The following is a 23,760-nucleotide window of genomic DNA, read 5'->3' as shown; positions in this document are numbered from 1 at the left end:
TTGTAGACAGGATCCCGGCGGTCTTAAGAGAGTGAACCGTTTATTCGGTTGGTGCTGGCATTTTACCTTCCATTGCCGGACGTTCTGTCAGACGCTTCTCAAAATTGGCATTAAATTGTTTTTTCTGTTCCGGCGTCAGAATGTTGTAGATCTTGTTCTGGGTTTCCATATGAGCCAGCATGCGGGCTTTATGCTGCTCAGCCATTTTGTCGATCTGCGCTTCGGCTTTTGCCTTATCGAAGCTGTCGCTGGCGATAATGTCATGCATCGCGCGGCGCTCTTCCAGCGGAGGACGTTTCATCTGGTCACGCTGGCTTTTCATGATGTCGCGGATCTGCTGTTTCTGCGCATCCGTCAGGTTCAGATCTTTGAACATCATCATCTCGTGCATACCCGGCTTGCCTTTGTGATGCATCATCATTTTGCCTTCAGCAGGCGCGGCAGTGGTGGTTGCGGTATCTGCGGCGAACGCCATGCTGGTAGCGCCCAGAGCCAGGGTAGAAGCAACAAACAGTGCAGTAAACTTACGCATAATTTATTTCCTTACTTTCAGTTATTCTTCGGCGCTATGCCGTGTTGACGAGATTAACTTTACGGGGTTTATCGTCAATTAGTCAGAGCAACGGTAAAACAATGAAAGTGTAAAAAACAAATTTTCGCCAAATATGGAGGAAATAAGGATAAAGCGTGGAGAGTTGCAACAAAAATATGCAATAAGCTGATTATTAAGAGATTGTGCAGAAGTATAACCAACTGCCGTTTAATAATAAAGCAATTATCCAGGAATATTCTGCAAAGAAAATGCGATCGCCTTAATCGCTAAGAATATAGTTTTAATATTCCCCTCCCGCAGACAGGAGGGGAAACGATCAGGACACTTTTTCCAGCATCAGCCCGGCCCGCAGACCAAAGGCTACCGACGGGTTGGGGAACAGCACATATTCGGTTGTTTTCTGCACCTCATAGCGCTCGTCGCCGTCCTCCGCCAGTAATGCCCCCTTGCGAAACGGCGTAAAATTGAGCGTGTGGGCCGCCATGTGTAGCTGGAAAGCCTCGCTACGGCGGGTGATCTGCTGCACAACCCGATAACGCTCGACGGGCTGGCTGGTGTGCTCCGGCTCCTTCCCCCCCAGCAGCGCCCGCAGCGCAAGATGCGTCGGGGCAAAGCGCGTAAGATCGTTTTGCCCAAACGGCAGCGCTTTTCCCAGCTCCAGCGTGCAGGCCAGCGCGCCGAAGCGTTCGCAGGTAAAGTGCGTGAAGGTCCCCCCCGGCGACTGATGGAAGACCAGCGCTTCCAGCCCCGCATCCCCCAGCCAACTCAGAAAATCTTCCTCCCAGGGCTGATTACGCTGCGGCAGCACGCCAAAACGCACGTGATACGAGGCGCGGATCGCCGTATGCAGATCGAGATGCCAGCGCGATGGCCCCGCGTCGGTGAAAAAGGAGGTGACGATCTGCTCAAGCCACTGCGCCCGTGCCGTTTCATCACTTTGTGGGAATTGCGACCAGCGGCCACCGAACATGCGGTTGATGTCGCTCACCAGATAGCGTTTATTTTGCGCCAGCGCAGGCGGGTTTCCCAGAACCACCAGCAGACGGCAGTGCAGCGCGATCTCCCCGCGATACAACGCGCGCAGCAGCAGGTCGACAATCTCGACGGGCGCCGTTTCATTGCCGTGAATGCCGGTTGAGAGCAGAAGCGACAGTTCACTCCTGGCGGTCGGTGTCAGTTCAAGCACGCCGCGCCCCAGCCACCGCCAGTGGAATGAGGGGCCCTCCCCCTCACGTTGTGAGGGCGTTTCGTCGGACAGCGTCAGCGCCAGTAAATTTTCCATAGCGCCTCCTTTAGCGCTGGAACGGGTAAACCGAACCCAGCTGCAGGATTGAGGTTAACGCGTCCAGCGCCTCGCGGCCTTCGCGCAGCAGCTGCGGGTCAACCAGATCGGCCTGCGTTAACCGGTCGCGATAGTAGCGGTCCACCCAGTCGTTCAGGGTGTTAAACAGCGTCTCATTCATCATCACTGCCGGGTTAACGGCCTGCATTTCGTCAGGCGTCAGCACCACGCGCAGGCGTAAACAGGCCGGACCGCCCCCGTTTGCCATGCTCTCGCGCAGATCAAAGACGCGCAGTTCCGCAATCGGGTTATCGGCTTTCACCAGTTCAGTCAGATAACGCCACACGCCCGGGTGATCGCTGGACTCCTGCGGCAGCACCAGCATCATGCTGCCATCGTCCCGGCTCAACAGCTGGCTGTTAAAGAGGTAGGTCTCAACCGCATCCTGCACGCTCACCGCCTGCGTCGGCACCTGAATCGGCGTAAACCCGGGCACGCGTTCATGCAGCGTGGCGAGGAGTTTCTCCTGATGGGCGAACGCCTGCTCGTGGCAGAACAGAACCTGGCGGTTAGAGACGGCAATCACGTCGTTATGGAACACGCCCTGGTCGATCACATGCGGGTTCTGCTGGGCAAAAATCACCTGCGACGGATTGACCTGATTCAGACGTGCCACGGCCTGGCTTGCCGCCAGCGTCTGTCGGGCCGGGTAGCGGGTTGGCGCAGAGTGACCACCCTCTTCCCGCCCGTAAATAAACAGCTGTAACCCCGGTTCGCCGTAATCGCCGCCCAGACGGTTATGGTTGGCAGCACCTTCATCACCAAACATCGCCACCTGCGGCAGAGCCGGATGGACAGCAAAATGGGCGTCATTATGGAAAATGGCGCGCAGCACGCGCTCCGTGGTCTCAGCTTCGGTGGCGCGGTGGAATTTGTTGTTCAGGTTCGCCACCGTCAAATGGACCTTGCCATCCAGCGTATCGGCAGAGGGTGCGACGGTCGCCGCGTTGGCCACCCACATTGAGGAGGCAGAACTCGCCGCCGAGAGCAGGTGTGGCGTCTGCATTCCCGCTTTCTCCACCACCTGTTCATCAGTGCCGCTAAAACCAAGCTGACGTAACACCGCCACGTTTGGACGCTCCTGCGGCGGGATCACCGCCTGCGGAAAACCCGCGTCCGATAGCGCCTTCATTTTCAGCAGCCCCTGCTTTGCCGCCAGTTTCGGGTTGGAGACCTGAAAACGGTGTTTCGTCGAGGCTTCATTACCAAAGGAGAGCCCGGCATAGTGGTGCGTCAGCCCCACCAGGCCGTCAAAATTGACTTCACGCGCTTTCATGGCGATCTCCCTGACTAAAATCCAGACCCGGACTCAGCGTTTCCGGCAGCGTCAGCGCGGGTGTTTCCAGGCTCGCCATCGGCCACGCGCAGTAATCTGCGGCATACCACGCGCTGGCGCGATGGTTCCCGGAAGCCCCTACGCCGCCAAACGGGGCGGTACTCGCGGCACCGGTCAGCGGTTTGTTCCAGTTAACAATCCCGGCGCGCGCTTCGAGCAGCAGCTGATCAAACTTCTCGCGCTGCGGTGAAATCAGACCGCTCGACAGGCCGTAGCGGGTGTTGTTGGCCATCGCAATGGCACTGTCAAAATCGTCATAGCGCCAGACGCACAGCAGTGGTCCAAAGACCTCTTCATCCGGCACGTTGCTCGCGCCGCTCATCTCAACAATGCCTGGCGTCAGCAGCGACGTGCCCGGCTGAACCTGCTTCGGCTCCAGCAAGGTTTTCGCGCCGCGTGAGACATGGTCCTGCCAGGCTTTCAGAACGTTCAGCGCCGCCTGTTCGGAGATGAGTCCGCCGATAAACGGCTGCGGGTCGGCATCCCACGTCGCAGGCACCAGACGCGCGCTCACCTCAACCAGACGCCTGAGGAACGCATCGCCCTGCGCCCCGCGCTTCACCAGCAGACGACGCGCACAGGTGCAGCGCTGGCCGGCAGTAATAAAGGCCGACTGGATGGTCAGGTGGACTGCCGCGTCAATATCATCAGGATCTTCCACAATGAGCGGGTTGTTCCCCCCCATCTCCAGCGCCAGAATTTTTTCCGGCTGCCCGGCCAGCTGGCGATGCAGCTGATAGCCCGTCCCGGCGCTGCCGGTAAACAGCAGGCCATCAATATCACTTAATGCGCTCAGCGCCTGGCCGGTTTCACGCCCGCCCTGCACCAGGTTCAGCACGCCCGGCGGCAAACCCGCCTGCTCCCAGAGCTTCACCACCACCTCACCGGTCAGCGGCGTTAATTCACTCGGTTTGAAAATGACGCTATTTCCCGCCAGCAGTGCGGGCACAATATGCCCGTTTGGCAGATGCCCCGGGAAGTTGTAGGGGCCAAACACCGCCAGTACGCCGTGGGGGCGATGGCGCAGCGTGGCCGCGCCGTCAGCCATTTCGGTATGCTGCTCGCCGGTGCGGGTATGGTACGCCTTTACCGAGATGGCGATTTTGTTGATCATCGCCGTCACTTCAGTCGCCGCTTCCCAGCGTGGCTTGCTGGTCTCCAGGGCGATCGTGCGGGTCAACTCGGTTTTGTTCGCTTCCAGCAGAGAGGCAAACTTTTCGACAATCCCCTGGCGCACGGTGAACGGCTGTTTCGCCCACGCCGGAAACGCGCGGCGCGCGGCGTGGCAGGCCTGTTCAACCTGCCCGGCGCTGGCATCATTACCTTTCCAGAGCACCTCGTTGCCGACCGGATTGGTCTTCACTCGCTGTTCGCCTTCGCCCGTTACCCAGTCTCCGTTGATCCATAAAGTCATGCTGTTTTCTCCTCAGGGCAGAGTCGCACCAGGCGAACCGTATCGCCGGCATTACATTTCAGGGCATCCAGTTCTGCAGCCGTTAGCACCAGACGTTCACATTTCGGGTTGGTACGCACCAGCATGGCGCGAAAGTTGGTGTAATTTTCGTTCGCCACCAGGCACGCCGGCCAGTCACCCGGCGCGGGCTGACCTTCTGAGACGTCAACCAGTCGGCTTTTACGGATCGCGCGCACGCGGTCGATGTCGCACTCCAGCGTCGGCCCGCCGTCAAAGATGTCGACATAGTTACGGTAGCGGAAGCCTTCTTTCTCCAGCACCGCGCGGGCAGGCGCCGTTTGCGGATGGACTTCGCCAATCACCGCCTGCGCTTCCGGGGTTAAGAAATGGGTATAGATAGGGTGTTTCGGCATCAGCTCAGCGATAAACGCTTTCTGTCCGGTGCCGCACAGATAGTCTGCCCGGCTGAACTCCATCGAGAAGAAACGCTCGCCCAGGCTCTCCCAGAACGGCGAATAGCCTTTATCGTCGATCACACCGCGCATTTCAGCCACCACCTTTTCGTTAAAACGATCGCGGAAAGCGGCCATAAACATAAAGCGCGATTTGGAGAGCAGATACCCGTTGCCCTCTTTACGCCACGCCGGATCAAGGAACAGCGTGCAAAGCTCGCTGGCACCGGTGTGGTCATTACAGAGAAACAGCGTCGGTAGCGCGTTATAGACGTTCAGCTCTTTTGAGGCATGAACCATGGTGCCCACGCGGTAGTTGTACCACGGGTCATTAAGACCAACGGCCACTTCGATGGCGCAGATCCCGGCTACGGTCCCCGTGTCGGTATCTTCCAGCACGAACACATAGCCCTGTTCGCTTTTTGGCAACGTCCCTTGCCAGGTTTGCAGGGCGCGCTCAATGCGCGCCGACAGCGTTTTTTCATCGGCAGGAAGCGAGGTCAGCCCGCCCCCCGTCTTACCGGCAAGCTGCATGAGCCCGGCGAGATCGCCGCGCTCAACGGGACGGATGACCATCATGATGACACCCCGGATTTCACACGTTCACAGGCCAGCGCAAAACGGTCTAAACCGGTGCTCACCTCTTCCTCGCTGACAATCAGCGCAGGGGCAAAACGCACCACGTTGGCACCGGCAATCAGCACCATCACGCCCTGTTTCGCCGCTTCCTGTGAAATAAGTTTAGCTTTTCCGGCAAACTCCGGCGTCAGTTCGCAGCCAATTAACAGCCCCAGGCCGCGAATCTCTTTAAACAGACCGGTCTTGCTGTTAATGGCGTTCAGACGCTCCACAAACCAGTCGTGACGCTGTTTAACCCCCTTCAACACTTCCGGGGTATTGATGATATCCAGAACCTGTCCGGCCACGGCCGTTGCCAGCGGGTTACCGCCATAGGTGGTGCCATGCGTGCCCACGACCATTACGCTGGCGAATTTATCGGTGGTCAGCATCGCGCCAATCGGGAAGCCGCCGCCCAGCGCTTTCGCCGTTGAGAGAACGTCCGGCGTTACGCCGTAGTGCATATACGCATACAGCTCACCGGTACGGCCAACGCCGGTCTGCACTTCGTCGAAAATCAGTACCGCGTTATGACGATCGCACAGTTCGCGCAGCCCCTGCAGGAACGCTTTCTGTGCGGGCAGCACACCGCCTTCTCCCTGCATTGGCTCAACGATCACCGCGCAGGTGGTGTCGTCGATCAGCTCGCGGGCTGACTGCAGATCGTTATACACCCCGTGGCGGATATCCGGCGGCAGCGGCGCAAAGTCCTGCGAGTAGGACGGCTGCCCCCCTGCGCTGACGGTAAAGAGCGTGCGGCCATGGAACGCGTTCTTAAAGGCCACAATCCCGCTCTTGTGCACACCGAATTTATCGTGCGCATATTTGCGTGCCAGCTTTAGCGCCGCTTCGTTTGCCTCCGCGCCCGAGTTGCAGAAAAAGACTTTCTCCGCAAACGTCGCGTCGATCAGTTTTTTCGCCAGACGCAGCGCCGGTTCGTTGGTATAGCCGTTCCCGGTGTGCCAGAACTTCGCCGCCTGGTCGTTTAACGCCTGGCGCAGCGCCGGGTGTGCATGGCCCAGCGCGTTAACCGCAATCCCGCCCGCAAAGTCGATATACTCTTTACCCTGCTGATCCCACAGGCGCGAGCCTTCCCCACGAACCGGAATAAAAGCCGCCGGAGCGTAAACCGGCATCATCCATTCATCGAAATTTTCACGCGTAATTGACAGAGACATAGCGACCTCATCCGGTAAATAAAAAGTTATTTGAATGTTAAATAATTGAGTGTTTGCACTGTGAATGTAGATTGCAGCCTTCGTGCCAGCCAGCGATAAAAATGCATAAACGGGTGGGGGTAAGAAAATATCAATAAGTTACAACATGGAGTTATTCACTGTTAGTGCATAAAGAGTGAATATTTTTACGACAAGCGGCGCTTTGCCGCATGAAAATCAGAAAGAGTATGCAGAGGCCAAATATAATTCTGGAATTGTGATCGCTCGCGAAATTTATCGGCCATTTACGCCCCTTTTAAGGGCGAAGCGCGTCAGAATGGTGCAAATATTGCACCGTTGGCATTATCTGTCGCAGTTATTGGTCAATCCCCGTAACAGACGACGCAAATTCTGCTACCATCCATGCACTATTCACCTTGCACTGGCAGCGACTATGAAATTTGTCTCTTTTAATATCAACGGCCTGCGTGCCCGCCCTCACCAGCTTGAAGCGATTGTTGAACAACATCAGCCTGATGTGATCGGCCTGCAGGAGACAAAAGTTCACGACGATATGTTCCCCCTCGAAGAGGTGGTGAAACTGGGTTACAACGTCTTTTATCACGGACAGAAAGGGCATTACGGCGTTGCCCTGCTGACCAAAGAGACGCCGGTTTCCGTCCGCCGCGGCTTCCCGGGTGATGGCGAAGAAGCGCAGCGCCGGATCATCATGGCGGAAATTCCTTCAGCGCTCGGCAATATCACCGTGATCAACGGCTATTTCCCGCAGGGGGAGAGCCGTGACCATGAGACCAAATTCCCGGCGAAAGCGAAGTTTTATCAGGATCTGCAGGATTACCTGACCACCGAACTGAAAAAAGAGAATCCGGTGCTGATCATGGGCGACATGAATATTAGCCCGACCGATCTGGATATCGGCATTGGTGAAGAGAACCGCAAACGCTGGTTGCGCACCGGCAAATGTTCATTCCTGCCGGAAGAGCGCGAGTGGATGGATCGCCTGCTGAGCTGGGGTCTGGTGGATACCTTCCGCACGGCTAACCCGGACACCCAGGATCGCTTCTCATGGTTCGATTACCGCTCAAAAGGCTTTGATGACAACCGCGGGCTGCGCATAGACCTGCTGCTGGCAAGCTCCCCGCTGGCGGAACGCTGCATTGAAACCGGGATCGACTACGATATCCGCAGCATGGAAAAACCGTCGGACCACGCGCCGGTGTGGGCGAAATTCAAGCTGTAACCCCGTGTGAACATTCGAAAAATTGTCGTACTGTGCGCCCTGCTGGGCGCCTTTATGCTGACGTGGCTCACTCTTCCTCCGGGCACGCTCTCTCTTGAAACCGTCAAAACGCATCAGCAGACCTTGCTCGCCTGCGTCGAACACGCCCCGCAGCAAAGTGCGCTGATCTTTTTTGCGCTCTATGTGGTGGTTTCCGCCCTGTCTATCCCCGGTGCCGCGATACTGACTCTGCTGGGCGGCGCGCTGTTTACGCTGTGGAAGGGGACGCTGCTGGTGTCGTTTGCCTCCACGCTCGGCGCCACGCTCGCGATGCTTGCCAGCCGTTATCTGCTGCGCGACTGGGTTCAGCGACGGTTTGCCCAACAGATGAAAACGGTGAACGCGGGGATGGCGCGTGACGGCGCAGGGTATCTATTCGCCCTGCGCATGATGCCGTTGTTCCCGTTTTTTCTGGTCAATCTGCTGATGGGGCTGACCCGCATTGGGGTGCGTCGGTACTGGTGGGTCAGCCAGCTCGCCATGCTGCCCGCAACGGTTATCTTCCTCAACGCCGGCCGCGAGCTGGGAAAAATCACCTCGCTGCGCGATATTCTGTCGCCGGGCATGCTGTTAGCCTTTACACTACTGGGGTTATTACCGCTGATGAGCCGATGGCTGTTTTCCCGACTCCCCTCTTCGTTTAAAAAGTGAGGCATTATGCGCCGTGTGCGTTTTTGCGCGTTTCTGACCGGTCTGCTGCTGACCACTCCTCTGTGTGCCGCCGACAGCTGGCACGTTATCCAAGAACAAGCCAAAGGCCAGACCGTCTGGTTTAACGCCTGGGGAGGCGATCAGGCGGTTAACCGCTACCTCGACTGGGTCAGCGGCGAGATGAAAACGCACTACGCGATCAACCTCAACATTGTCCACCTGGCCGATGCCGCGGATGCGGTAAAACGGATCCAGACAGAAGCTGCCGCCGGGCGTAAGACCCATGGCTCGGTGGATCTTTTGTGGGTTAACGGTGAGAATTTCCGCACGCTGAAAGAGGCTAACCTGCTGCAAACCGGATGGGCACAGACGCTGCCTAACTGGCGTTATGTCGACACGGGCAAACCGGTCACGGAAGATTTCGCCCTGCCAACCGAGGGCGCAGAATCTCCGTGGGGTGGCGCGCAGCTCACCTTTATCGCCCGCAAAGCGAGCATGCCGACTCCACCGTCAGACCCGCAGGGATTACTGGCCTGGGCCAAGCAGCATCCGGGTAAAATCAGCTATCCTCGTCCGCCTGATTTTACCGGCACCGCGTTTCTGGAACAGTTGCTTCTCACGCTCACCTCCCGGCCCGATGCGCTGAAACGCGCGCCCGATGACACCTTTGCACAGGTTACCGCGCCGCTCTGGGACTACCTCGACAAACTCCACCCGCTGCTGTGGCGAGAAGGAAAAGATTTCCCGACTTCACCTGCGCGGATGGATACCCTGCTCGCCCGCGGCAGTCTGAGCCTGTCGCTGACCTTTAACCCGGCACATGCGCTGCAAAAAGTGGCCAGCGGTGAACTGCCTGCCGACAGCTACAGCTTTGGTTTTCACAACGGGATGATCGGTAACGTTCATTTTGTTGCCATCCCGGCGAACGCCAGCGCCAGTGCGGGGGCCAGGGTGGTTGCCAATTTCCTGCTTTCACCTCAGGCGCAAATCCGCAAAGCCGACCCGACTATCTGGGGCGATCCGAGCGTACTGCAGGCAAACACGCTGCCCGCAGATGAAGCAAAACAGCTTCAGGCCCACACGCCACAAGGGCTTCCGCGGATGCTTGCGGAGCCACACGCAGCCTGGGTTAACGCGCTGGAGCAGGAATGGCTGCGTCGTTACGGCACCCGCTGAGCGCTCTCATTTGGCTGGCGATGGCGGCAGTGTATCTGCCGCTTGTTCCCGCCGCCGCCATGCTGTTGACGCCGGCGCTGTCGGCAGGATACTGGCAACGCCTGTTTGACGACCCGCAGATCCCGCAGGCGCTCGCCGCCACCCTGGTATCCACGCTGATTGCCACTCTCGGCGCCCTGTTTATCGCCCTGATTTTCGTCACCACGCTCTGGCCCGGTGAGCGCTGGCGTCGTCTGTGTACCCGTTTGCCGTGGCTGCTGGCCGTTCCCCACGTTGCTTTCGCCACCAGCGTGTTGCTGACTTTTGCCGAAGGCGGTCTGTTTTATCAGCTCTGTACACGCTGCTCCCCGATGTTGGATCGCTACGGGATTGGGCTGGGGCTGACTCTCGCCGTCAAGGAGAGCGCCTTCGTGCTGTGGGCGATATACGCGGTGTTACCTGAAACCCGGCTGGGTCGCCAGAATGTCGTGTTGCAAACCCTGGGATACGGGCGGTTCCAGCGACTGTGCTGGCTGGTGATCCCGGAGATCGCGCCGGCGCTGGGTGCCACAATGCTGGCGGTGCTCGCCTGGTCCCTCTCTGTTGTGGATGTCGCCATCATCCTGGGGCCGGGGAATCCGCCTACCCTGGCGGTACTGGCCTGGCAGTGGCTGACCCAGGGCGACGTGCAGCAGCAAACGAAAGGAATGCTGCTCTGCCTGCTGATGCTCGCGCTGCTGGCCGTGCTTTCGGCGCTAGGGTTCGGTATCTGGAAGGCGTGGCGTCGCACGCTGCCCGCGCTGACAGGGGGGCGACGCACGTTCCCCCTCTCGCCGCCCGCCCGTATGCTCAGCGGAATCCTCCCCGCATGCGGCATGCTTTGCGCCGGAGTGCTGCTGATGCTGGCCCAGTGGGATGATGTTAGCGTCGTGCGTGCCAGTTTATCGTTCGGCCTGCTTGCCAGCCTGATAGGCCTGATCATGATACTGCTCTGGCTGGAATGGGGGCCGCGGCGTGGTGCACTGTGGGTCTGGCTCCCTCTCGCCCTTCCCGCGCTGCCGTTGGTTTCCGGGCAATACAGGGTGGCGTTATGGCTGGGTATCGACGGACAGTACGCCGCCGTGCTCTGGAGTCATCTGCTGTGGGTGTTGCCGTGGATGCTGCTGATACTGCAACCCGCCTGGCGGCGCATCGATCCGCGGCTTCTCCTCACGGCCAGAACGCTTGGCTGGCGGCGGACAAAAGTCTTCTGCCTGATCAAATGTCCCCTGCTGTTGCGCCCCGCGCTGCTGGCGTTTGCAACCGGATTTTCGGTCAGCATGGCGCAATACATGCCAACACTCTGGCTCGGCGCGGGGCGTTTCAGCACCCTTACCACCGAAACCGTGGCGCTCAGCAGCGGCGGCAGTATCCCGATTCTGGCTAACCGGGCGCTGTGGCTTCTGTTGGTGACAGGGGCCGTCTTCGGCGTTGCCGCACTGTTATCCCGGCTCGCAGGCCATTATCGACGAGGATTACGTTAATGCTGAAGGTCAACAATCTCACCATTGCGCCGCTGTTCCGTGAGGTTAACTTTTCTGTTCCTCGCGGTGAAATTGTCACCCTGATGGGGCCGTCCGGCAGCGGGAAATCGACCCTGTTCTCATGGATGGTTGGGGCACTGTCTGACGACTTTCAGGCGCAGGGCGAGCTGTGGCTTGACGATCGCCGCTGTGACGGGCTGCCTGTCGAGCAACGCGGGATCGGTATTCTCTTTCAGGACGCACTGCTGTTTGACCAGTACAGCGTCGGGCAAAATCTGCTGCTGGCGTTACCGGCGCGAATAACCGGACGCGCACGCCGGGAAAGGGTGCAACAGGCCCTGGATTCAGCCGGGCTAAATCGCCACTATGCCAGCGATCCGGCCACGCTGTCCGGCGGGGAGCGTGCCAGGGTGAGCCTGCTAAGGGCTCTGCTTGCCGAGCCGCAGGCGTTGTTGCTGGACGAACCGTTTAGCCGCCTTGATAAATCACTGCGGTCGTCCTTTCGGACATGGGTGTTTGATGCCCTGCGCGCACGCAATATCCCGGTGGTGCTGGTCACGCATGACGATGAAGATATTCCGCCGGGTGGCGAGGTGATTGAGATTTCTCGCTGGCAATAATGTGCTAACGCAATGTTTTACCTTTCAGGAGAGACGACAATGCCCCCCTCTTTTACTGACGTCAGGTTATTCGATGAAACGTGTTTCTCAACTGACCGCGCTGGCCCTGCTTTGCGGCCTCGCCTCACTCTCTTGCATGGCCGCTGATATGCCCCATTCGCTCACACTGGCTCAGCTTAAGGAACAGCACGGCGCGGCGATCGATACCCGTGCCAGTGCGTTTTATAACGGCTGGCCGCAAACGCTGAGCGCCCCCTCCGGGCACGAGCCCGCTGCGCTTAACCTCTCTGCCACCTGGCTGAGCACGATGAGCGACGACCAGATTGGCCGCTGGGCAAAACAGCATCAGCTTACCCCCACAACGACTATCGCCCTCTACGGCAGTGACGCTGACAACCAGGCGGTGAGCGCCCGCCTGAAGAAAGCCGGTTATCCCCGGGTTTCCGTTCTCAGTGATGCCCTACAGTCCCCTGAGCGTCTGCAGCGCCTGCCGCACTTTGAACAGCTCGTTTACCCGCAGTGGATTTATCAGCTTTCTCAGGGCAAACCGGTGGCAGCCGCCCCGGCCGGTGACTGGAAAGTGATTGAAGCCGCCTGGGGTGCGCCGAAGTTCTATCTGCTGAACCACATTCCCGGCGCGGATTATATTGATACCAACGAAGTGGAAAGCGAGCCGCTGTGGAATAAGGTTTCTGACGACAAACTGAAAGCGATGCTGGCAAAACACGGGATCCGTCACGATACCACCGTCATTCTGTATGGTCGCGATGTCTATGCCGCCGCCCGCGTGGCACAAATTATGCTCTACGCGGGCGTGAAGGACGTGCGTATTCTTGATGGTGGCTGGAAAGCGTGGTCAGAGGCCAACCTGCCGGTGGAAAGAGGGATGCCTGCTGATGTCAAACCCGCTCCCGATTTCGGCGCGCCGATCCCCGGTCAGCCACAGCTGATGATCGATATGGCGCAGGCGCGCGGGATGCTGCATCGCCAGGATGCCTCGCTGGTCAGCATTCGCTCGTGGCCGGAGTTTACTGGCGAAACCAGCGGCTACAGCTACATCAAACCCAAAGGTGAAATTGCCGGTGCCCGCTGGGGTCATGCCGGAAGCGATGCCACCCATATGGAAGATTTCCATAACCCGGACGGCACCATGCGCAGCGCCGATGACATCGCCGCCATGTGGAAAAGCTGGAACATCCTGCCGGAACAGCACGTGGCCTTTTATTGCGGTACCGGCTGGCGAGCCTCTGAGGGCTTTATGTATGCCCGGGCGATGGGCTGGAAAAACATCTCCGTCTATGACGGTGGCTGGTACGAATGGAGCAGCCACCCGCAAAACCCGGTGTCGTCTGGCGAACGCGGACCCGACAGTTCGCGCTAGGGCGTGAGTGAACGCAGCGTCAGATACCCGCTCCAGATGCGCGTTGTGGTGGTCAGCCAGCACAACGCGCCAAATACCCACGCGAGAAGCGTGAAGTGCGCCGGAAACAGGCAGCACAACACAAACAGCACGATGGTTTCCGTCCCTTCCGTTAATCCGCCGATATAGTAAAACGACTTGTGCGCATAGCCGGGGTTATCGATATTGTGTTTCGCCGCCAGAGCGGCAAAGGCCAGAAAGCTGCTGCCGGTTCCGATAAAGGCGAACAGTAGCCAGGCCGCGGCCAGCGCATTCTCAGCGGGAGCCGCGAGAGCAAAACCAAACGGCACCAGTGCGTAGAACAGAAAATCGAGCGCGATATCCAGAAACCCGCCCGCATCCGTCAGCCCTCTGCGGCGTGCCAGTGCGCCGTCCAGGCCATCCAGCAGGCGATTAGCCACAATGGCGACCAGGGCCGCCGGATACCAGCCAAGCGCCAGAAACGGTAGCGTCAGCACGCCTGCGGCAAATCCGGTCAACGTTAAGCCATCGGGCGTGATGCCGGGTTTATCCAGCCAGGAGGCCAGCCGGTTAAGGGCGGGCTTTACCCGGGGATGAATATGTCGATCAAGCATGCGGCTTTCCTTTAAACGTGTCGCACAGTCCCTGTGACGGGATATCCAGGGCGGCATTAAAGCGGGCCGAAAGGTTTTGAAACGCAATCAGCGCCGTCATTTCGCTAATCGTCTCATCGGTAAAAAGGCGTTTGAGCTCGCTTTTGAGCGCCTCATCCACCTGCGGCGGCGTGGCGGTGACGGCCTCCGCGTAGGCCAGCGCCGCGCGCTCCTGCTCATTGAAAAGCGCGGCGTCACGCCACTGACTCACGGCCTGCACTTTATCCAGCGCGCCCGCGCGTTCGGCAAGACGCAGGCTATTGGCATCAATACAAAATGCACAGTGACAGAGCTGGGATACCCGCGTCATCAGCAGCGAGCGCAGCACCGGCGTCAGACGAGCGTTGCGTCGCTCCAGAAACCCGACAAACAGCGCCACCAGCCAGAACAGGCGCGGCATACGTCCCCACCAGCGCGTGGGGTTAAGCACTGCGCCAAAGTGTTTTTTCTGCATGGCGGCAATGGGTTTGAGGCTGGCGGGAAGGGATTCAACCGGGGCAACCCAGGGGGATGTCTCTTTCACGTAATTCTCCTGATGACTGGACTCCTGGAAAGGGCACGATAATATGGTGTTTTTCGCTATCAAGTATTGACGACCATGCTGAAAACACTCGATGTCGTTGCGGCAATCATCGAAAAAGACAATAAAATTTTACTGGCGCAGCGCCCCATGCATGCCGATCAGCCGGGCCTGTGGGAGTTTGCCGGTGGAAAGGTGGAAGCCGGAGAAACGCAGCCCGAAGCGCTGATCCGCGAGCTGCAGGAGGAGTTGGGGATCCACGCGCGACCGTCGTACTACGTGGCAAGCCACCAGCGGGAAGTGTCACAGCGGTTAATCCATTTACACGCCTGGCACGTACCCCACTTCAGCGGTGAACTAACGGCGCACTACCACAGCGCCCTGGTGTGGTGTACGCCTGAAGAGGCGTTTGACTACCCCTTAGCCCCGGCGGATATTCCGCTGCTGGAAGCCTTTATTCTTTTACGCGACGCCAGACCAGCGGGTTCGTGCTGATGGTGCGTTCATCGCGCTGGCACTGCAGCAGGATGCCGTCCGCTTTCACCACCGCCCCTTCTGAGTAGTTCTGGTCCTGATAGATGCAGCACTGGTTACAGGGCTGCGCTCTCTGGCCGCTGGAGCTAAAGACCTCCGGCGGTACGTTCACTTCCACATCCGGGCGAATGCGGTCAGCCTGCGCGCCAGCGCTCAGCATCAAACATAACGCGGTCATCACGTAACGGTTCATAGACTTCTCTTCCTGTTGTGTCCTGATAATGACTATAACGGTTAATCATCGCGGAACCTTTAATTTATCTCGTCATCGCTTTTGGTTATGACGCCGCACTGGTCATTAATTTCCCTTTCGACATAAATTTCTGCTTGCTTCGCAAAGCGGTACGGGTGGTATAGTCAAAAAAACAACACAAATCGTATAAGACACATACGGAAATTATCATAAGAGGTTCTTATATCTATGGATCAGACACGCACTCTGGAAAGTTTTCTCACCCATGTTCAGCAGCGCGACCCGCATCAGAGCGAGTTTGCGCAGGCCGTACGTGAAGTAATGACCACCCTGTGGCCCTTCCTGGAACAAAACCCACGTTATCGTCAGATGTCTTTGCTTGAGCGCCTCGTCGAACCTGAGCGCGTGATCCAGTTCCGCGTGGCGTGGGTGGACGACCGCAATCAGGTGCAGGTCAACCGCGCGTGGCGCGTGCAGTTTAACTCGGCCATCGGGCCGTTTAAGGGCGGGATGCGCTTCCACCCTTCAGTGAACCTGTCGATTTTGAAATTCCTTGGCTTTGAGCAGACCTTTAAAAACGCGCTCACTACCCTGCCGATGGGCGGCGGTAAAGGCGGCAGCGATTTTGACCCGAAAGGCAAAAGCGAAGGCGAAGTAATGCGCTTCTGCCAGGCGCTGATCACCGAGCTTTATCGCCACCTTGGCCCGGACACCGACGTCCCTGCTGGTGATATCGGCGTGGGCGGGCGTGAAGTGGGCTTTATGGCCGGAATGATGAAAAAGCTCTCAAACAACAGCGCCTGCGTCTTTACCGGCAAAGGACTCTCCTTCGGCGGCAGCCTGATCCGCCCGGAAGCGACCGGCTACGGTCTGGTCTATTTCACCGAAGCGATGCTGAAACGCCACGGCTTAGGCTTTGAAGGCATGCGCGTGGCGGTCTCCGGCTCCGGCAACGTGGCGCAATATGCCATCGAAAAAGCAATGCAGTTTGGTGCCCGCGTAGTCACCGCGTCTGATTCCAGCGGTACCGTCGTGGATGAAGCCGGCTTCACGGCTGAGAAACTGGCGCGTCTGTGTGAAATTAAAGCCAGCCGCGATGGCCGCGTGGCCGATTATGCCCGCGAGTTTGGTCTGACCTATCTTGAGGGTAAACAACCGTGGGGCGTGCCGGTGGATATCGCCCTGCCGTGTGCAACCCAGAACGAACTGGACGTTGAAGCCGCCCGCACCTTAATCAGCAATGGCGTAAAAGCGGTAGCCGAAGGGGCGAATATGCCAACCACCATCGAGGCGACCGATCTGTTCCTGGAAGCAGGCGTACTGTTTGCACCGGGCAAAGCCGCCAACGCCGGCGGCGTGGCAACGTCCGGTCTGGAGATGGCGCAAAACGCCGCGCGTCTGGGCTGGAAAGCGGAGAAAGTGGATGCCCGTCTGCACCACATCATGCTGGATATTCACCACGCCTGCGTAGAGTACGGCGGTGAGGCCTCGCAAACCAACTACGTGCGTGGTGCGAATATCGCCGGGTTCGTGAAGGTGGCGGACGCGATGATTGGGCAGGGTGTGATTTAAAGTTTATCGTGCGGCCGGGTGCCCTCTCCCACAGGGAGAGGGAGAAAAACGAGGGTATCAGGCCGCGCTCTTTTTCTTTTTAAACGGTTTCTTCGCACCACCACCCGGTGCCACCATTCCTCTGAACCGCTTCACCGGCGTGCTGCGCGCCTGATCGATCAGCTGGTACAGCGTCCCCACCAGCGGCTGCATAAAGTCCTGATAACGGCACTGTTTCTCGCTTATTTGCGTCAGCACCGATTCCCAGTGCGCCGTCATATCCGGCCGGGCGGCCAGCTCCGGCAGGGAGTGGATTAATGCCCTGCCCGGCTCAGTGGAGTGAATATAGCGCCCTTTTTTCTCCAGGAAGCCGCGCTTGAACAGCAGTTCGATGATCCCCGCGCGGGTCGCTTCGGTTCCCAGCCCGTCAGTGGCGCGCAGGATCTTTTTCAGCTCTTTGTCCTGCACAAAACGGGCAATCCCGGTCATGGCGGAGAGTAGCGTCGCATCGGTGAAATGGCGTGGTGGCTGCGTCTGGCGCTCTACCACTTCCCCTTTCTCACACAGCAGCTCGTCGTCTTTAGCCACTACCGGCAGCGGAGTGCCGTCGTTCTCTTCGTCACGCTCTTTGTTGCCAAGCAGCGTACGCCAGCCCGCTTCCGCCAGAAAACGCGCTTTGGCAATAAATTTGCCTTTGGCGATCTCCAGCTCAATGACGCACTTGCGGAACACCGCATCCGGGCAGAACTGCATCAGATACTGACGCGCGATCAGGTTATAGACCTTCGCTTCGTTCTCCGTCAGGTTGACGTTGCTGGCCCGCGCCGTCGGGATGATCGCATGGTGGGCATCGACTTTTTTATCGTCCCAGCAGCGGTTATGGGTATCCGGGTTGACGACCGGCTGCGGCAGCAGATCCGGCGCATGCACGCTGATGGCGTTCATCACCGCGTGGCGTCCGGCAAAGTGTTCTTCAGGCAGGTAGCGGCTGTCTGAACGCGGATAGGTGATGAGCTTGTGGGTTTCGTAGAGCTTCTGGCAGATATCCAGCACGTTCTGCGCGCTCAGGCCAAAGCGCTTCGCGGCCTCAATCTGCAGGGCAGAAAGTGAAAACGGCAGCGGTGCGGGTTCGGATTCACGTTTATCGTTATAGCTGGTGACGATGGCAGGTTGACCGGTGATCCGGTTGACCACGTGCTCCGCCAGCGGACGGTGCAGCAGACGGCCCTCTTCATCCTGATACGATTCGCAGGCATCGCTCGGCTGCCAGACGGCGGTAAAACGCTCCTCTTTCGGGGTGACGATGTGCGCTTTCACTTCGAAAAAATCTTTGGCGACGAAGTTTTCAATTTCTTCATCACGGCGCACCACCAGCCCCAGCACCGGCGTTTGCACGCGGCCAACGGAGAGTACCCCCTGATAGCCGGCATTCCGCCCAAGGATCGTGTAGGCGCGGGTCATGTTGATCCCGTACAGCCAGTCTGCGCGCGCACGGGCCAGCGCGGACACGCACAGCGGGATAAACTCGCTGTTGGCGCGAAGGCGCGAAATCGCCCGCTCCACCGCCTGCGGGTTGAGATCGTTAATCAGGCAGCGCTGCACCTGCTGGCGTTTTTCCGGCGCCAGCTCCAGATAGTCCAGCACTTCATCCACCAGCAGTTGTCCTTCCCTGTCCGGGTCACCGGCGTGGACAACTTCAGACGCTTCATGCAGAAAGCGCTTAATGACGTTGAGCTGTTTGGTGACGGAGGGGCGCGGTTGCAGGCGCCATTTTTCCGGCACGATAGGCAGATCGTTGAGGTTCCAGCGGGCATAGCGGCTGTCGTAGACGTCTGGCTGTGCCTGCTCAAGCAGGTGACCAATGCACCAGGTGACCACCTGCCCGTTACCGCATTCAATAAAGCCGTCGCCTTTGCGATGCGGCTTCGGCAGCACATCGGCGATGGCACGAGCCAGACTCGGCTTTTCGGCAATAAACAACCGCATCGAATTAACGGATCTCAATCATCGGTCGGCCACCGCGCGCGGTCACCAGTTCGCCGATCGCCGTCAGGGTAATACCAAACTCGGCGGCCGTTGCCTGCACCTCGGCTTCTGACTCCGGCGTGACTGCCAGCAGCAGACCACCCGAGGTTTGCGGATCGCACAGCAGGTTACGCCACTCTTCAGGCATTTCGCCCATCAGATGACCATAGCTGGCAAAGTTACGCTGAGTACCGCCCGGCACGGCGCCCTGGGCAATGTACGCTTCCACGCCTGGCAGCTTCGGCACGTCCTGATACCAGACCTGCGCCTGCACGCCCGCGCCCTGACACACTTCAGAGAGATGCCCCAACAGGCCAAAACCGGTGACGTCTGTCATCGCCTTCACGCCGTCGATATTGGCGAAAGCGGCACCGGCCAGGTTCATCTGGCACATCACTTCCGTTGCCAGACCTTTATGCTCGGGTTTCAGCAGGGATTTTTTCTCGGCGGTGGTCAGTACGCCAATGCCCAGCGGCTTGGTGAGGAACAGCTTGCAACCCGCCTGCGCGGTGCTGTTGCGTTTGACGCGCTCGGTAGGCACCACGCCCGTGACCGCCAGACCGAAGATCGGCTCCGGCGCATCAATAGAGTGACCACCGGCCAGGGCAATCCCCGCCTGCTGGCAGGCAAAGCGTCCGCCCTCAATCACCTGGCGGGCTATTTCTGGCGCAAGGGTGTTGATCGGCCAGCCCAGAATCGCAATCGCCATAATCGGTTTACCGCCCATCGCGAAGATATCGCTGATGGCGTTGGTCGCCGCGATGCGCCCGAAATCGAACGGGTTATCGACAATCGGCATAAAGAAGTCAGTGGTACTGATAATGCTGGTGCCGTTACCCAAGTCATAAACCGCTGCATCGTCACGCGTTTCGTTGCCAACAAGCAGGTTCGGGTCGACAAACTTCGCCTGTTCACTGTGCAGGATGGTTTCCAGCACTTTGGGGGAAATTTTACAACCGCAACCGGCTCCGTGGCTGTATTGCGTTAAACGAATGGTTTGCTCGCTCATGGACATCTCCTGTCAATGCAATCGCGCTATGGTAGCGCTCATTCCTTAAAGAGGTAAGTATGACTGTCTGAATTCTGCGGCAGATGCTCAGAATCCAGACAGTTTAGCGCGCGTTATCAGAAACGGCTGACGAAAGGCGTAGTGTCCGGCACGCTAATGGTGCTGGAGGCTTTAAGCTGAGGGGTGCCGAGATAGAGGAAACCGACGATTTTGTCATGCTCGCCGCAGTTGAGTCCGTCGCGCACCGCCGGGCTTTCAGTCAGTGGCCCGGTACGCCAGATACCGTTGAAGCCTTGTGCAACAGCGGCCATCTGCATCGCCATCACCGCGCATCCCGCCGACATCTCCTGCTCCCAGACCGGCACTTTATGCTCCGCCTGACACTTCGCCACAACGGCGATAATCATCGGTGCACGGAACGGCGCGTTACGGGCTTTATCGATCCCTTTCTCATCCTGACCGGCGGCAACCGCCCCCTGCTCCAGCAGCTGGCTGAAGCGCTCGCGGCCTTCACCTTCAATAATAAAGAAGTGCCACGGCTGAAGTGTGCCGTGATCCGGCGCACGCATACCGGCACGCAGAATGTTCTCCAGCTGCTCACCCGCTGGCGCAGGTTCCGCCAGACGTGACGCGCTACGGCGGTTAACAAGCAGTTCAAGTGCGTCCATTGGTTAACTCCTTTCTTGAAATTTACTCACAAAATTAACACGACGGCAGATTTTGTTACAGCCTGGCAGGCGATTCCTGCTGACAAGTGGCGGTTGGGTCATTACGATAACCCAACATTACCGTCCAGTGGCGACGGAAACAGTCATTTTCTGGTTAGGGAGAATACATGCGAACCCTTTGGCGAATCTTTGCCGGTTTCTTTAAATGGACGTGGCGACTGCTCAATTTCGTCCGCAACCTGGTGATGAACCTCGTGTTCATCCTCCTGGTGCTGGTTTGCGCGGGCATCTGGATGCACATCAGTAACGCAAACCAGTCACAGCATTCGACGCGCGGCGCGCTGCTGCTCGACATCACCGGCGTGATTGTCGATAAGCCTTCCACCAGCAATCGTCTGGGAGTGATTGGTCGTCAGCTGTTCGGCGCTACCTCGGACCGCCTGCAGGAAAACTCCCTGTTCGATATTGTCGATACCATTCGTCAGGCAAAAGATGATCGCAACATTACGGGTATCGTGCTGGATCTGAAAGATTTTGCCGGGGCCGACCAGCCTTCCATGCAGTACATCGGCAAAGCCCTGCGTGAATTCCGTGACAGCGGTAAACCGGTGATCGCAATAGGCGACAGCTACAGCCAGGGGCAATATTATCTGGCGAGCTTTGCCAATAAAATCTGGCTTTCACCTCAGGGTACGGTCGACCTGCACGGCTTTGCCACGAACGGGCTTTACTACAAATCTTTGCTCGACAAGCTGAAGGTCACCACCCACGTCTTCCGCGTCGGTACGTATAAATCTGCCGTTGAGCCATTTATCCGTGATGACATGTCGCCTGCCGCCCGTGAAGCGGACAGCCGCTGGATTGGTGAGCTGTGGCAGAACTACCTGACCACAGTTGCCAGTAACCGCCAGATTACCCCTGCACAGGTCTTCCCTGGTGCTCAGGGCGTGCTGGACGGCTTGCGCAAGGTTGACGGCGATACCGCGAAATATGCGCTTGATAACAAGCTGGTCGATGCCCTGGGAACCAGCGCGGAGATCGAAAAGTCCCTGAGCAAACAGTTCGGCTGGAGCAAAGAGGATAAAAATTACAGCGCGATCAGCATGTACGATTACGCGGCGAAAAAACCGGATGAGAGCGGTGACAGCGTTGCGGTCGTCTTTGCCAATGGTGCAATTATGGACGGTCAGGAGACACCGGGGAACGTCGGGGGTGATACCACCGCGTCGCAGATCCGTGACGCTCGTCTTGACCCGAAAGTGAAAGCGATTGTGCTGCGTGTGAACAGCCCGGGGGGCAGCGTCAGCGCCTCTGAAGTGATCCGCGCCGAGCTGGCCGCTGCGCGTGCAGCAGGTAAACCGGTGGTGGTTTCCATGGGCGGCATGGCGGCTTCCGGCGGTTACTGGATCTCAACCCCGGCTAACTACATCGTCGCTAACCCAAGCACCCTGACCGGATCAATTGGCATCTTCGGGGTGATCAACACGGTAGAGAACAGCCTGGATTACCTGGGTGTGCATACGGATGGTGTGGCCACTTCACCGCTGGCGGATGTGTCGGTAACCAAATCCCTGCCACCTGAAGTGTCCGAGATGATGCAGCTCAGCATTGAGAATGGCTACAAGCGCTTTATCACGCTGGTCGCTGACTCGCGTAAAAAGACGCCGCAGCAGATCGACGAAATTGCTCAGGGCCACGTCTGGACAGGACAGGATGCGAAGAGCAACGGCCTGGTCGACAGCCTGGGTGACTTTGATGACGCGGTGAAGAAAGCCGCCGAACTGGCGAAGCTCAAACAGTGGCATGTTGAATACTATCAGGATGAGCCGTCGTTCTTCGATATGGTGATGGACAGCATGTCCGTCTCCGTGCGCGCCATGTTGCCGGAAGCGCTGCAGGCTTATCTGCCAGCGCCTGTCGCCACGGCCGCTAAAGCGATGAAAGCGGAAAGCGATAAGCTCGCGGCGTTTAATGATCCACAAAGTCGTTACGCGTTTTGCCTGACCTGCGCAAACGTACGTTAAACCCCGTCCCCTCTTCCGGTGAAGAGGGGATTTTTTTCTTTTGAAGAACAAGAAATCACTACCATGCAGAAGAAATCGATTTATGTAGCCTACACTGGCGGTACCATCGGGATGCAGCGCTCTGAAAACGGCTATATTCCTGTGTCCGGTCATCTTCAACGTCAGCTTGCCCTGATGCCGGAATTCCACCGCCCGGAAATGCCTGACTTTACCATCCACGAGTACGAGCCGCTGATGGACTCCTCCGACATGACGCCGGAAGACTGGCAGCATATCGCGGATGACATCAAAGCCCATTACGACCAGTACGACGGCTTTGTGATCCTGCATGGTACCGACACCATGGCCTTTACCGCCTCGGCGCTCTCCTTCATGCTGGAAAACCTGAGCAAGCCGGTGATTGTCACCGGCTCGCAAATTCCGCTGGCGGAACTGCGCTCGGATGGACAGATTAACCTGCTTAACTCTCTCTATGTGGCGGCGAACTACCCGATTAACGAGGTCTCGCTGTTCTTCAACAACCGTCTGTATCGTGGCAACCGTACCACCAAAGCGCACGCCGATGGGTTTGACGCCTTCGCCTCTCCAAACCTGCAACCGCTGCTGGAAGCGGGTATTCATATTCGTCGTCTGGGCACGCCGCCTGCGCCGACCACCTCAGGCGAGCTGATCGTTCACCCGATCACTCCGCAGCCGATCGGTGTGGTAACCATTTATCCGGGCATCTCTGCTGATGTGGTGCGTAACTTCCTGCGCCAGCCGGTAAAAGCGCTGATTTTGCGCTCCTACGGTGTGGGTAACGCGCCGCAGAACAGTGAATTCCTGAAAGAGCTACAGGAAGCGAGCGAGCGCGGAATTGTGGTGGTTAACCTGACGCAATGTATGTCCGGCAAGGTCAATATGGGCGGCTATGCCACCGGTAACGCTCTGGCGCATGCGGGGGTGATCAGCGGATTCGATATGACCGTCGAGGCCACACTGACTAAACTTCATTATTTACTGAGTCAGGATCTGGACATCCAGTCCATTCGCAGCGCCATGATGCAAAACCTGCGCGGCGAACTGACCCCGGACGAATAAG

General features: G+C 58.2%; 22 protein-coding genes. 10 read left to right on the top strand and 12 right to left on the bottom strand.

Annotated features, from left to right (window positions below; all coding sequences use genetic code 11):
- Positions 1-40 precede the first annotated feature (40 nt).
- The 6 genes from spy to astC form a co-directional block, all read right to left on the bottom strand.
- Positions 41-532, bottom strand: coding sequence for an ATP-independent periplasmic protein-refolding chaperone Spy (spy, locus tag AK59_RS0103165; protein WP_014831529.1), 492 nt, complete (start codon positions 530-532; stop codon positions 41-43).
- 337 nt (positions 533-869) lie between these two features.
- The gene (astE, locus tag AK59_RS0103160) at positions 870-1,835 is read right to left on the bottom strand and encodes a succinylglutamate desuccinylase (RefSeq protein ID WP_029882005.1); all 966 of its coding nucleotides are present in this window, start codon (positions 1,833-1,835) and stop codon (positions 870-872) included.
- Between the two features lie 10 nt (positions 1,836-1,845).
- Positions 1,846-3,171 carry an N-succinylarginine dihydrolase gene (astB, locus tag AK59_RS0103155; protein ID WP_029882004.1) on the bottom strand — a complete coding sequence of 442 codons (1,326 nt, stop codon included), beginning with the start codon at positions 3,169-3,171 and terminating at the stop codon, positions 1,846-1,848.
- Positions 3,158-4,645: a succinylglutamate-semialdehyde dehydrogenase gene (astD, locus tag AK59_RS0103150; protein WP_013097030.1), complete on the bottom strand. Its 1,488-nt coding sequence runs from the start codon at positions 4,643-4,645 to the stop codon at positions 3,158-3,160. The genes astB and astD overlap by 14 nt, the downstream gene beginning before the upstream one ends.
- Positions 4,642-5,676, bottom strand: coding sequence for an arginine N-succinyltransferase (astA, locus tag AK59_RS0103145; RefSeq protein ID WP_014831525.1), 1,035 nt, complete (start codon positions 5,674-5,676; stop codon positions 4,642-4,644). The genes astD and astA overlap by 4 nt, the downstream gene beginning before the upstream one ends.
- Positions 5,673-6,893, bottom strand: coding sequence for a succinylornithine/acetylornithine transaminase (astC, locus tag AK59_RS0103140; protein ID WP_029882003.1), 1,221 nt, complete (start codon positions 6,891-6,893; stop codon positions 5,673-5,675). Before astC ends, astA begins: the two co-directional genes overlap by 4 nt.
- 433 nt (positions 6,894-7,326) lie before the next feature.
- Here astC and xthA point away from each other — a divergent pair, with 433 nt between their 5' ends.
- The 6 genes from xthA to AK59_RS0103110 all read left to right on the top strand — a co-directional run bounded on the left by xthA (position 7,327) and on the right by AK59_RS0103110 (position 13,502).
- Complete coding sequence (xthA, locus tag AK59_RS0103135) at positions 7,327-8,133, top strand: exodeoxyribonuclease III (RefSeq protein WP_013097033.1); 807 nt, start codon at positions 7,327-7,329, stop codon at positions 8,131-8,133.
- Positions 8,134-8,139: 6 nt separating this feature from the next.
- A complete protein-coding gene (locus AK59_RS0103130) occupies positions 8,140-8,823 on the top strand; it encodes a TVP38/TMEM64 family protein (protein ID WP_013097034.1) in 684 nt (227 codons plus the stop codon).
- A gap of 15 nt (positions 8,824-8,838) precedes the next feature.
- Positions 8,839-9,999, top strand: a complete 1,161-nt coding sequence (locus AK59_RS0103125; RefSeq protein WP_029882002.1) for an ABC transporter substrate-binding protein — start codon at positions 8,839-8,841, stop codon at positions 9,997-9,999.
- Positions 9,972-11,501, top strand: coding sequence for a thiamine ABC transporter permease (locus AK59_RS0103120; RefSeq protein ID WP_029882001.1), 1,530 nt, complete (start codon positions 9,972-9,974; stop codon positions 11,499-11,501). Before AK59_RS0103125 ends, AK59_RS0103120 begins: the two co-directional genes overlap by 28 nt.
- On the top strand, positions 11,501-12,121 hold the full coding sequence (locus tag AK59_RS0103115; protein ID WP_029882000.1) for an ATP-binding cassette domain-containing protein: 621 nt from the start codon (positions 11,501-11,503) through the stop codon (positions 12,119-12,121). Before AK59_RS0103120 ends, AK59_RS0103115 begins: the two co-directional genes overlap by 1 nt.
- Before the next feature lie 73 nt (positions 12,122-12,194).
- Positions 12,195-13,502, top strand: coding sequence for a sulfurtransferase (locus AK59_RS0103110; protein ID WP_029881999.1), 1,308 nt, complete (start codon positions 12,195-12,197; stop codon positions 13,500-13,502).
- Here the strand turns inward: AK59_RS0103110 and AK59_RS0103105 are convergent.
- Positions 13,499-14,116, bottom strand: coding sequence for a CDP-alcohol phosphatidyltransferase family protein (locus tag AK59_RS0103105; RefSeq protein WP_029881998.1), 618 nt, complete (start codon positions 14,114-14,116; stop codon positions 13,499-13,501). The genes AK59_RS0103110 and AK59_RS0103105 overlap by 4 nt on opposite strands.
- A complete protein-coding gene (locus AK59_RS0103100; RefSeq protein ID WP_029881997.1) occupies positions 14,109-14,678 on the bottom strand; it encodes a carboxymuconolactone decarboxylase family protein in 570 nt (189 codons plus the stop codon). Before AK59_RS0103100 ends, AK59_RS0103105 begins: the two co-directional genes overlap by 8 nt.
- 75 nt (positions 14,679-14,753) lie before the next feature.
- On the opposite strand from AK59_RS0103100, the gene AK59_RS0103095 reads away from it, so the two are divergent.
- A complete protein-coding gene (locus tag AK59_RS0103095; RefSeq protein ID WP_013097041.1) occupies positions 14,754-15,170 on the top strand; it encodes a pyrimidine (deoxy)nucleoside triphosphate diphosphatase in 417 nt (138 codons plus the stop codon).
- Here the strand turns inward: AK59_RS0103095 and AK59_RS0103090 are convergent.
- Entirely contained in the window at positions 15,130-15,402 is a 273-nt protein-coding gene (locus tag AK59_RS0103090) for a YnjH family protein (protein ID WP_013097042.1), read from the bottom strand. The genes AK59_RS0103095 and AK59_RS0103090 overlap by 41 nt on opposite strands.
- Before the next feature lie 228 nt (positions 15,403-15,630).
- Here AK59_RS0103090 and gdhA point away from each other — a divergent pair, with 228 nt between their 5' ends.
- Positions 15,631-16,974 carry an NADP-specific glutamate dehydrogenase gene (gene gdhA, locus AK59_RS0103085; RefSeq protein ID WP_020688396.1) on the top strand — a complete coding sequence of 448 codons (1,344 nt, stop codon included), beginning with the start codon at positions 15,631-15,633 and terminating at the stop codon, positions 16,972-16,974.
- A gap of 57 nt (positions 16,975-17,031) precedes the next feature.
- Here the strand turns inward: gdhA and AK59_RS0103080 are convergent, their stop codons facing one another.
- The 3 genes from AK59_RS0103080 to AK59_RS0103070 all read right to left on the bottom strand — a co-directional run bounded on the left by AK59_RS0103080 (position 17,032) and on the right by AK59_RS0103070 (position 20,655).
- Positions 17,032-18,939, bottom strand: a complete 1,908-nt coding sequence (locus tag AK59_RS0103080; RefSeq protein ID WP_023620725.1) for a DNA topoisomerase III — start codon at positions 18,937-18,939, stop codon at positions 17,032-17,034.
- A gap of 4 nt (positions 18,940-18,943) precedes the next feature.
- Positions 18,944-19,987 (bottom strand): selenide, water dikinase SelD, encoded by a 1,044-nt coding sequence (selD, locus tag AK59_RS0103075; protein WP_014831513.1) that lies wholly within the window; start codon positions 19,985-19,987, stop codon positions 18,944-18,946.
- Between the two features lie 116 nt (positions 19,988-20,103).
- On the bottom strand, positions 20,104-20,655 hold the full coding sequence (locus AK59_RS0103070) for an NAD(P)H nitroreductase (RefSeq protein WP_013097046.1): 552 nt from the start codon (positions 20,653-20,655) through the stop codon (positions 20,104-20,106).
- Between the two features lie 167 nt (positions 20,656-20,822).
- Here AK59_RS0103070 and sppA point away from each other — a divergent pair, with 167 nt between their 5' ends.
- Both sppA and ansA read left to right on the top strand, forming a co-directional pair.
- Positions 20,823-22,679, top strand: coding sequence for a signal peptide peptidase SppA (gene sppA, locus AK59_RS0103065; RefSeq protein WP_020690337.1), 1,857 nt, complete (start codon positions 20,823-20,825; stop codon positions 22,677-22,679).
- A 63-nt stretch (positions 22,680-22,742) separates the two neighbouring features.
- Entirely contained in the window at positions 22,743-23,759 is a 1,017-nt protein-coding gene (gene ansA / locus AK59_RS0103060; RefSeq protein ID WP_013097048.1) for an asparaginase, read from the top strand.
- Position 23,760: the final 1 nt, after the last annotated feature.

The sequence above is a fragment of the Enterobacter sp. T1-1 genome (assembly GCF_000710795.1).
GTDB classification, from domain to species: Bacteria; Pseudomonadota; Gammaproteobacteria; order Enterobacterales; family Enterobacteriaceae; genus Enterobacter; species Enterobacter cloacae.
Note: the sequence above shows the minus strand (reverse complement) of the source record. Positions and strands in the feature narration are given on the sequence as shown.

Excerpts from the sequence above, each read along its gene's own strand:
- spy (WP_014831529.1), bottom strand. The coding sequence starts at position 532 with ATGCGTAAGTTTACTGCACTGTTTGTTGCTTCTACCCTGGCTCTGGGC.
- astE (WP_029882005.1), bottom strand. The coding sequence starts at position 1,835 with ATGGAAAATTTACTGGCGCTGACGCTGTCCGACGAAACGCCCTCACAA.
- astB (WP_029882004.1), bottom strand. The coding sequence starts at position 3,171 with ATGAAAGCGCGTGAAGTCAATTTTGACGGCCTGGTGGGGCTGACGCAC.
- astD (WP_013097030.1), bottom strand. The coding sequence starts at position 4,645 with ATGACTTTATGGATCAACGGAGACTGGGTAACGGGCGAAGGCGAACAG.
- astA (WP_014831525.1), bottom strand. The coding sequence starts at position 5,676 with ATGATGGTCATCCGTCCCGTTGAGCGCGGCGATCTCGCCGGGCTCATG.
- astC (WP_029882003.1), bottom strand. The coding sequence starts at position 6,893 with ATGTCTCTGTCAATTACGCGTGAAAATTTCGATGAATGGATGATGCCG.
- xthA (WP_013097033.1), top strand. The coding sequence starts at position 7,327 with ATGAAATTTGTCTCTTTTAATATCAACGGCCTGCGTGCCCGCCCTCAC.
- AK59_RS0103120 (WP_029882001.1), top strand. The coding sequence starts at position 9,972 with ATGGCTGCGTCGTTACGGCACCCGCTGAGCGCTCTCATTTGGCTGGCG.
- AK59_RS0103115 (WP_029882000.1), top strand. The coding sequence starts at position 11,501 with ATGCTGAAGGTCAACAATCTCACCATTGCGCCGCTGTTCCGTGAGGTT.
- AK59_RS0103110 (WP_029881999.1), top strand. The coding sequence starts at position 12,195 with ATGAAACGTGTTTCTCAACTGACCGCGCTGGCCCTGCTTTGCGGCCTC.
- AK59_RS0103105 (WP_029881998.1), bottom strand. The coding sequence starts at position 14,116 with ATGCTTGATCGACATATTCATCCCCGGGTAAAGCCCGCCCTTAACCGG.
- AK59_RS0103095 (WP_013097041.1), top strand. The coding sequence starts at position 14,754 with ATGCTGAAAACACTCGATGTCGTTGCGGCAATCATCGAAAAAGACAAT.
- AK59_RS0103090 (WP_013097042.1), bottom strand. The coding sequence starts at position 15,402 with ATGAACCGTTACGTGATGACCGCGTTATGTTTGATGCTGAGCGCTGGC.
- gdhA (WP_020688396.1), top strand. The coding sequence starts at position 15,631 with ATGGATCAGACACGCACTCTGGAAAGTTTTCTCACCCATGTTCAGCAG.
- AK59_RS0103080 (WP_023620725.1), bottom strand. The coding sequence starts at position 18,939 with ATGCGGTTGTTTATTGCCGAAAAGCCGAGTCTGGCTCGTGCCATCGCC.
- selD (WP_014831513.1), bottom strand. The coding sequence starts at position 19,987 with ATGAGCGAGCAAACCATTCGTTTAACGCAATACAGCCACGGAGCCGGT.
- AK59_RS0103070 (WP_013097046.1), bottom strand. The coding sequence starts at position 20,655 with ATGGACGCACTTGAACTGCTTGTTAACCGCCGTAGCGCGTCACGTCTG.
- sppA (WP_020690337.1), top strand. The coding sequence starts at position 20,823 with ATGCGAACCCTTTGGCGAATCTTTGCCGGTTTCTTTAAATGGACGTGG.
- ansA (WP_013097048.1), top strand. The coding sequence starts at position 22,743 with ATGCAGAAGAAATCGATTTATGTAGCCTACACTGGCGGTACCATCGGG.